Here is a 3,137-nt window from a genome sequence, read left to right as displayed (position 1 = left end):
ATCGTCCCTGGCAGGCGCCGCCCGGCAGCAGCCTCTGCTCCTGAGTCCCCTGGCGGTGGAATTTGCCGCCCTGGGAGAAGAAAGCGGCCACCTGCCGGCTCTTTTGACGGAAGCCGCTCATTTGTTGGACCAGGATTTCCAGAACCGGCTGAAACAAGCCAAGACCCTGCTGGAACCGGTGCTGCTCCTGGTCCTGGCCGGGGGCTGTACGGCCATGCTGGTGCTGCTCCTGTCCCCGCTTTTTGCCCTGCTCCAGGGACTGCCCCTGGTGCCCTGATCCATTGACCTATTGAACCTATGCTCTGTCTCACGAAAGGAGAAAGAAATGCAGACAACGATGAAAACCAATTGTATCCTGAAAGCAACCCAACCTGCCAACACGATCCGCCGGAAGAAGCAGCCCGGTTTCACCCTCATCGAACTGATTGCCGTCCTGGCCATCATAGGGGGCCTGGCTGCTTTCCTGCTGCCCTCCATCCGCAGCGCCATGGACCGGTCCCGGGACAGCCAGCTGATTTCCGACATGGCCCTGCTCCAGAGCGGCGCCCAGCTGTACGAACTGGAACTGGCGGAAAAGCCCCGGGACATCCAGAGCCTGGTGGACAAGAAATACGTGCCCAACCGGGACTACAGCAAGATCTCCATGAGCGAAACCGACGGGGAGTACGTGTTCACCGCCACTTTGAGCAACGGGGAGAAAGTGTCCAGCGACACCCTGGGAGAAAAGAAAGGGGCAGAGGCATGAATCCCAGGGCCCGTCGGCAGGGCGGCTTTGTGCTGACGGAACTGCTCCTGGTGCTGGGGCTTTGTCTGGGGCTGGTCCTGGCTCTTTTGCCCTGCCTGTCCCGGTGGCAGGAGCTTGCCAATGGGTTCCGGCTCCAGCTGGGAGCCCGGGCCGCCGGCAGCACCTTTACCGCCCTCCAGCAGCGGGCCCAGTACCTCCACAGCAACCATGTACGGTTTTCCATGAATCCAAAGGGCAGCCAGGTGTATGGCCAATACGGGACCAGGCAGCGGACTGTGCTGGATTATCCTTCCCTGGGTCTGGAGGATTTCCGGGTCCGGACCTTTGAAGGAGGCTTCACCCCCACCGGCAACGGGGAAGAGGGGTTTGCGGTGGCCGTCTGCCAACAGGCGGATCCTGACCGGTACCAGCTCCTTTCCTTTTCCCACTTTGTGGGACGGATGGAATACCATGGATTCCGGTAAACGGCAGCCCGGGTTCTTCCTGCTGGACGGAATCCTGGCGGTGTTCCTTCTGGGGGCGGCGGCCCTGTCCTTTGCAGCGGGCTCCCGGCTGGCTCTCCAGGGCGTCCGGCTCCGCCGGGAACTGGAAACGGGAAGCCGGCTGGCGGTCCGGCTCCTGGAGGAGGGGGAAAATCCGCCTTTCCCGGACCCGGAGTGGGAGACAGAAACCGTTCTGGAACCGGTGCCCCAGCTGCCCGGGGTGATGCTCCGGAAAATCTGCCTCACCCGCCGGGGGAAAGGACGCTGCTGCTATGCCCGGTATGAGAAAAAGTAAAGGAAGCCTGCTGGCGGAAGGGCTGGGGGCCCTGGCCCTTTTTACCCTGGTGCTGTGCCAGCTGCTCCAGGGACTGCCCAACTTGTGCCGGTTCATGGAAAGCTGCTGGACCCAGGGAGAACTGGACCGGCTGGAACAGGACCTCCACTCCCGGCTGGAAAGCCGGTTCTTTTACGAAGTGGAACAGGTCCGGGTGTTCCAGGGGGACCATGGCACGGAAGTCCGGTGTTACGGAAGGCCGGATGCCGCCTGGGAATCCTGGTTCGTCATGACCACCGCCAAACGGCCCTGGCCCACCCTGTACGTAAAGATCTGGAAACCCCGGAAGCACAACCCGGTGAGTCTGGCGGTCTCTCCGGAACATGTGCAGGTGGAGAATTTTTCCGCTTCCCTTCCAGAGCCGGGAAAACTGGCCTGGGAGCTGACCCTTCGGGATCGGAAAACCGGTCAGGAGAAAGTGTGGAAGGAGGTGCTGCCCTATGGCCGGTAAGAAATCTCCCGGGATGATCAGCCTGGTGCTGCTGGTGGGGTTGGGGCTCCTGGGCACGGTGTGGGCCGGGCTTCTGGGGGTGACCCGCCAGGCTCTGAAGGACTGGCAGCTGAAGCAGGAGGCCCGGCAGGACGCTGTCCTGTTCCGGAGCCTGTGCGGGATCCGGGAGGGAGAGCCCTTCCTGGCACCGGGAGAAAAGCGGCAGCTGGAACCGGTCCGGTTCCAGCCGGAGGGACCGCTGGTCTATGCTTCCCTGGAAACCATCCAGGAGGGCCGGATCCGGGAAGAAGTCCTCCGGCTCCACCGGGAAACCGGAGAAGAACTGATGAAAGGCCGGCGGTATGAAATCCGGATGCCCGGTACAGAGCCTGGGGAGATCTTTCCAGAAACCGGCATCTGGGCGGAGGGACGGAAGGAGGGGAAGCTGTTTGTGGACTGGTCCCTGTTCGGGCGGAAGCCTGCCTGGTCCCTGCCTGATTCCCGGCGGATGGAAGCCCCGGTGGAAAAAGTGTTCTGCTATGGCCGGGAAACCCTCCAGTGGCCGGAAAAAACAGGCCGGACAGTGCTGCTCCAGGGCAGCGGGGTGCTGGTGAACCGGGGGAGCATCCGGTTCCGTCAGGGCTTCCGCTGCAAGGGGGATTTCCGGTTCCTGGCCAACGGGGATATTACCGTGGAAAAAGGCGCCCGCCTGGAAGATGCCTACCTTTACGCCACCGGAACCCTGACCCTGGAACCAGGCTCCCACGTAACCGGGATCCTGGCCTGCCGGGGGCCCATCGTGGTGAAAAAGGGGGCGGAGTTTGTGAAGAGCGAGGGGGTGGTGGGGGTTTTCCGCACAAAGGCTATAGGTAGTGGAGATGCCGATGTATATGGGATTTTTGCTGGGCTGAGCTAACGCATAACCCAGGCGCACGATATGGGCCCATCTGCTTTGTCAGCGGGGATTTTCGAAAGCGGCATGTACCCTTTAGTACTATGCCGCCCTCGAAAATCTCCGCTTTCGCGCATCTGGACCCATCTCGTGCGCCTGGCAGGGAATCGGAGGGACGGATTTCACCAACAAAAAGTCCGCCCCGGGAGGGGAGGGGGACCATGCGGAGCACGGTGGTGGGGGCATCGGCGACA

At 62.2% G+C, this 3,137-nt stretch carries 6 protein-coding genes; all 6 read left to right on the top strand.

All coding sequences use genetic code 11. From position 1 onward, the window contains the following. Positions 1–277: type II secretion system F family protein (locus QVO43_RS09175; RefSeq protein ID WP_288174874.1), on the top strand; the 277-nt coding region annotated here is incomplete at its 5' end. Positions 278–325: 48 nt separating this feature from the next. After that, positions 326–745 carry a type II secretion system protein gene (locus QVO43_RS09170; protein WP_022488218.1) on the top strand — a complete coding sequence of 140 codons (420 nt, stop codon included), beginning with the start codon at positions 326–328 and terminating at the stop codon, positions 743–745. Beyond that, a complete protein-coding gene (locus tag QVO43_RS09165; RefSeq protein ID WP_022488217.1) occupies positions 742–1,209 on the top strand; it encodes a hypothetical protein in 468 nt (155 codons plus the stop codon). Before QVO43_RS09170 ends, QVO43_RS09165 begins: the two co-directional genes overlap by 4 nt. After that, on the top strand, positions 1,196–1,522 hold the full coding sequence (locus QVO43_RS09160) for a hypothetical protein (RefSeq protein WP_022488216.1): 327 nt from the start codon (positions 1,196–1,198) through the stop codon (positions 1,520–1,522). The genes QVO43_RS09165 and QVO43_RS09160 overlap by 14 nt, the downstream gene beginning before the upstream one ends. Next, a complete protein-coding gene (locus QVO43_RS09155) occupies positions 1,500–2,012 on the top strand; it encodes a hypothetical protein (RefSeq protein ID WP_022488215.1) in 513 nt (170 codons plus the stop codon). The genes QVO43_RS09160 and QVO43_RS09155 overlap by 23 nt, the downstream gene beginning before the upstream one ends. After that, positions 2,002–2,907, top strand: a complete 906-nt coding sequence (locus QVO43_RS09150; RefSeq protein ID WP_022488214.1) for a hypothetical protein — start codon at positions 2,002–2,004, stop codon at positions 2,905–2,907. The genes QVO43_RS09155 and QVO43_RS09150 overlap by 11 nt, the downstream gene beginning before the upstream one ends. The last annotated feature ends 230 nt before the right edge of the window (positions 2,908–3,137 follow it).

Origin of the sequence: Acidaminococcus sp. CAG:542 (assembly GCF_000437815.1) — a bacterium.
Taxonomy (GTDB): domain Bacteria; phylum Bacillota; class Negativicutes; order Acidaminococcales; family Acidaminococcaceae; genus Acidaminococcus.
This window is presented reverse-complemented; position numbering and strand designations above follow the sequence as displayed.